A 5,207-nucleotide genomic window follows, 5' to 3' on the forward strand; every position below is an offset into this window, starting at 1 on the left:
GAGATATTTTTGTCCCCTTTGAAGGGCAATTCCCGAAGAAGTGAGGTCGAGAAAAATTTCTTGACAATATTTTTTCGCCTGTGTTAGGCATTAAGTCCAGCAAATTTCTCTGAAAGGAGAAAACAACCGTGTTTCCCATTGTCGAGGCCAAGCCACTGGCGGCGGCAGTAAAACAGTTTAAAATCGCTGCTCCGGAAATCGCCAAAAAAAGAAAGCCTGGGCAGTTCATTGTCTTACGCATCAACGAAGAGGGTGAAAGAATCCCTTTGACCATGGCCGATGCAGACCCGGAGGCAGGGACTATCACCCTCATTTTCCAGGAATTGGGAAAATCCACAGAACAACTCGGCAAGCTTAAGGCCGGGGATATGATCTCCGATTTAATCGGACCTTTAGGAGTTCCCACGCACATCGAAAAATTTGGGACCGTCGTCTGCGTTGGTGGCGGAATCGGCATCGCTCCGGTCTATCCCATTGCCAAAGCCATGCGGGAGGCCGGGAATACCGTCCTCTCCATCATTGGCGCCCGAACCAAGAATCTTCTAATTCTTGAAGAGGAGATGGCCAAGGTATCCCATTCCCTGAAAGTCTCCACGGACGATGGGAGCTACGGATACCACGGTTTCGTCAGCGACATCCTGCAGAATGTCATCGATGAGGGCACGACCATTAACTTGGTCGTGGCCATTGGGCCTGTGCCCATGATGCGGGTGATTTGTAATGTCACCCGCAATCAAAAAATAAAGACCGTTGTCAGTCTGAACCCCATCATGGTTGATGCCACAGGAATGTGCGGTGCCTGTCGGGTTACGGTGGGTGGAAGAACCCGGTTTGTTTGCGTAGACGGCCCGGAGTTTGACGGACATGAGGTAAATTTCGTTGAACTGGTTAAGCGGCAGCGGGCCTACCTGGATCAGGAGAAGCTATCCCTGGAAACTTTTCGCCATCAAGGGGGAGCTTGCCTGGGAGGTAAATCCTGATGACTGAGACCACCGAGAAGAAAAAAAGAACCCAAATCCCCCGGCAGAAGATGCCCGAGCAAGATCCGAAGGTTCGGGCTAAAAACTTTGATGAAGTTCCTTTTGGCTACACTCCAGAACTGGCCAAGCTGGAAGCCAGCCGATGTTTGCAGTGCAAGAAACCAACCTGCATAGAAGGCTGCCCGGTGTCCATCGATATTCCTGCCTTCCTCGATCTCATCCTCCAGGGTGATTTCTTGGGCGCGGCCCGCAAGCTCAAGGAGATGAACAGCCTCCCGGCGGTTTGCGGCCGGGTCTGTCCGCAGGAAGACCAATGCGAAAAGGTTTGCATCTTAGGAAAGAAGGGTGAACCTGTGGCCATCGGCAGACTGGAGCGTTTCGCTGCTGATTACGAAATGGCTCATGGGGAATTTATCATGCCTCCCAAGGCACCCCCCACAGGGAAGAACGTGGCCGTTGTGGGTGCGGGTCCAGCCGGTCTGACGCTGGCCGGAGACCTGATCAAGAAAGGCCATCAGGTTACCATTTTCGAGGCCCTGCATAAAACTGGAGGGGTATTGGTTTACGGCATCCCCGAATTTCGCCTTCCCAAGGCCATCGTCCAGGCCGAGGTTGATTACCTAGAAAAAACCGGCGTAGAAGTTAGGACCAACATGGTTATCGGCAAGATCTACACAGTGGATGAACTGATGGCTAACGGTTACAATGCGGTCTTCCTGGGAACCGGTGCAGGTCTCCCCACGTTTATGAACATCCCTGGGGAAAACTTCAATGGAGTTTATTCAGCCAACGAATACCTAACCCGCTCCAACCTGATGAAGGCTTATCTCTTTCCCCGGTATGATACCCCCATTGCCAAAGGCAAAAAGGTGGCGGTCTTGGGCGGAGGAAATGTAGCCATGGACTCGGCGCGCACGGCCCTTCGCCTGGGAGCTGATGACGTTTACATTGTTTACCGGCGTTCGAAGAAGGAACTTCCCGCTCGAATCGAGGAAGTACACCATGCCGAAGAAGAGGGCGTCCAGTTCCATTTCTTAACTTTGCCCGTCGAGATTTTGGGTAACGAAGATGGTTGGGTATGCGGAATGAAGTGTCAACGCATGGAATTGGGAGAACCCGATGAATCCGGCCGCCGCCGGCCCATCCCGGTTCCCGGCTCAGAATTTACCTTAGAGGTGGACATGGTGGTTGTGGCCATCGGCACGGGAGCCAATCCCTTGGTCCCGTCGACCACTCCGGATCTGCAGACCAACAAATGGGGTTATATCGTCGCCGATCCCGAGACCGGAACCACGAGCAAGAAAGGGGTCTACGCCGGGGGAGATATCGTTACCGGCTCAGCCACGGTCATTCTGGCCATGGGGGCCGGGCGCAAGGCTGCCGAAGCCATTCATAAATACCTGACAGAATGAATCCGCAGAGCGCCGAGCGCTAAGCACATAGCGTACTCAGCAAGTAGAAAAAAGAATTGACAATCGTTTACCAAGGTGTGAAGATGAATAAGCATTCAGCAAGCAGCGCTCAGCAACCAGCAAATTAATCAAATTGCATTTTTTAAGGCATTCTTATTGGCTGAAAGCTGACAGCTTTTTTTAAAGGAGGATGTAAAAAAACTTTTAGACATAGCGCAAGCCGGGAAGGGAAGGTGGTATAAGACCATCGCTGCCCCGCAACTGTGATCGGAACGAAACCCACATGAAAGAAGTGATGAGTGTCCGTGTTTAGTGTCAGTGCAGCCGTAAGATTTTTTTTTACTAATCACTGACACTTACACTAATCACTTCCTTCGGCCACTGGACATTGTCCGGGAAGGCGTGGGGAGTTCGCCATAGGACAGGCGGACAAGTAGGAAGCCGTAAGCCAGGAAACCTGCCCGACTTGATTAACATTCTCGACCCTTCCGAGGGGAAGGCGGGCATAGCATATTGAAACCCCAATTTCTCCCCAGGAAGTTGGGGTTTTTATTTTTCAGCCACAGAGAACACCAGGAAAGATAAAAATTCGAAATTCGAATATCGAAATTCGAAACAATATCGAATGTACAAAATTCTAAACCCAATACAAGGATTGTTAAAAGGTTTTGATCATTCGAATTTTGAATTTGTTTAGGATTTCGGATTTCGTGCTTCGGAATTTCCTTTTGCTCTAAAAAAGTGAGAAGCAAATATTTTTAATGGCTATGATAAAGAAGATCATTTTTATTACGGGTGGGGCACGGAGCGGGAAAAGCCAATACGCTCAGGAACTGGCCTCAAAATTCCCCGGACCTAAAATCTACTTGGCCACGGCCCAGCCCCTGGATGAAGAGATGGCGGAGAGGATCCTTCGGCATAAAAAAAGTCGGCCCGGAGACTGGCAGACCCTTGAAGAGCCGTTCCGGGTGGCTGAGGCGATCAGGAAAAACGGAGATCATTCCAGCCTTATTCTTCTCGATTGCCTTACCCTCTGGATCTCCAACCTCATGATGGCAGATTGGAGTGAAGAGAAGATCCTTGCGGAAGCGGATCGGTTGCTGCAGGCCTGCCAGGTTGTGAAGTGTTCTCTGGTCATCGTTGGCAATGAGGTGGGGATGGGCATCGTTCCCGATAACCCCCAAGCCAGAATTTTTCGCGACCTGAGCGGACTGATTCAGCAGAAAATAGCCCGGAAAGCGGATGAGGTTTATTTTATGGTTTGCGGACTTCCCCAGAAAATAAAAGGACCGTCGTCGTAAAAAAGACGCATAGCGCATAGCGCAGAGGGCATAGCTTATATAGCATAGGGCATGGAGCAAAGCGTATAGCGAATGAGGATAAAAGATGGGTGAAGAATTGGAAAGAGAATTTAAAGAGAGAATCGCGTCGATTCGGCCATTAAAAGAGGAATTTTTCTCTCAGGCCCAGGCGAAATTGGATAGGCTGACCAAACCCCAGGGCAGCCTGGGTCAACTCGAAGAGATGGCCAAAAAGTACGTGGCCATCGTTGAGAATCTAAACCCGAAGGTTGGAAAAAAGATTATTTATGTTTTTGCCGGCGATCATGGCGTTGTGGCTGAAGGCGTCAGCGCGTATCCCAAAGAAGTAACCCCCCAGATGGTTTATAACTTCCTTCGCGGGGGAGCTGGCATTAACGTTCTGGCTCGCCATGTAGGAGCCAGAGTGGTCGTGGTGGACATCGGCGTGGACCATGAGTTTGAACCCAGGGAGGGGCTGATCGTCCGTAAAGTTTCCCGGGGGACAGGAAACATCCTCTGCGGTCCGGCAATGTCCAGGGACCAGGCTGTGCAGGCGTTATCCGTTGGCCTGGAAATGGCCGATCACGCCCGGGAACAAAAAGCTGATCTGGTAGGCACTGGCGACATGGGGATCGGCAACACCACCCCCAGTAGCGCCATCCTGGCTTCCCTCACGGGCATCCCGGTGAAGCAGGTTACCCACCGGGGAACAGGAATCGACGATCATGCCCTGGCGCGGAAGATCCAGATCATCGAGAAGGCCATTGCGTTCAACCGACCCGACCCGAAAGACCCACTGGACGTTCTGGCCAAAGTAGGGGGGTTGGAGATTGCCGGAATTGCCGGATTGATTATTGGGTGTGCCTCCCACCGAATTCCTATAGTGGTCGATGGCTTCATTTCAACCGCCGGAGCGATGATTGCGGTGGGTTTGAACCCGGAGATAAAAGGATATCTTTTTGCTTCCCATCAGTCCGTTGAGGTGGGCCACCGGTTTATGTGGGAGCATATCGGACAGAAGCCCATCTTAAATTTATCCCTCCGCCTGGGGGAAGGCACCGGAGCGGCCTTGGCCATGTCTATGATCGAAGCGGCGGTAAAAGTCATGAACGAAATGGCCACTTTTTCTGGAGCGGGAGTATCGGAAGCAAAGGAATGAACAGTTTCTCTTTAGCCTGGCAATTTTTAACCATCCTCCCCTGGAGGAAGAGTGATCAGGAAATAGATCCCCAGCTCTTGGGCCGATCCATGGCTTTCTACCCGGTGATCGGGCTTCTTCTGGGACTGATTCTCTGGGCAGCTCACTGGCTTTTTTCCTTGGCTTTTCCCCGTACCCTCGCGGATGGACTGGTCGTCATGCTTCTGGTCCTTCTAACCGGAGCTTTCCACCTGGATGGGCTAGCCGATACTTGCGATGGGCTGGCTTCCGGAAAGTCTCCCGAAGAAAGAATGAAGATCATGAAAGATCATCGGGTGGGGACTTTTGGGGTCGTTGGTTTGATTTTGATTTTGGG

The 5,207-nt window shown here is 51.5% G+C and carries 5 protein-coding genes and 1 riboswitch; all 5 genes read left to right on the plus strand.

Annotated features, from left to right (window positions below):
* Positions 1–128 precede the first annotated feature (128 nt).
* Positions 129–980, plus strand: a complete 852-nt coding sequence (locus Q7V48_04425; GenBank protein MDO9209981.1) for a sulfide/dihydroorotate dehydrogenase-like FAD/NAD-binding protein — start codon at positions 129–131, stop codon at positions 978–980.
* A complete protein-coding gene (gltA, locus tag Q7V48_04430) occupies positions 980–2,392 on the plus strand; it encodes an NADPH-dependent glutamate synthase (protein ID MDO9209982.1) in 1,413 nt (470 codons plus the stop codon). The genes Q7V48_04425 and gltA overlap by 1 nt, the downstream gene beginning before the upstream one ends.
* A gap of 189 nt (positions 2,393–2,581) precedes the next feature.
* A riboswitch (cobalamin riboswitch) is annotated at positions 2,582–2,872 on the plus strand.
* A gap of 281 nt (positions 2,873–3,153) precedes the next feature.
* Positions 3,154–3,693, plus strand: a complete 540-nt coding sequence (gene cobU / locus Q7V48_04435) for a bifunctional adenosylcobinamide kinase/adenosylcobinamide-phosphate guanylyltransferase (GenBank protein MDO9209983.1) — start codon at positions 3,154–3,156, stop codon at positions 3,691–3,693.
* A gap of 85 nt (positions 3,694–3,778) precedes the next feature.
* Positions 3,779–4,852: a nicotinate-nucleotide--dimethylbenzimidazole phosphoribosyltransferase gene (gene cobT, locus Q7V48_04440; GenBank protein MDO9209984.1), complete on the plus strand. Its 1,074-nt coding sequence runs from the start codon at positions 3,779–3,781 to the stop codon at positions 4,850–4,852.
* A partial coding sequence (locus Q7V48_04445) for an adenosylcobinamide-GDP ribazoletransferase (protein MDO9209985.1) occupies positions 4,849–5,207 on the plus strand: 359 nt, incomplete at its 3' end. The genes cobT and Q7V48_04445, both read left to right, overlap by 4 nt.

The organism is Deltaproteobacteria bacterium (genome assembly GCA_030654105.1).
GTDB lineage: Bacteria > Desulfobacterota > SM23-61 > SM23-61 > SM23-61 > JAHJQK01.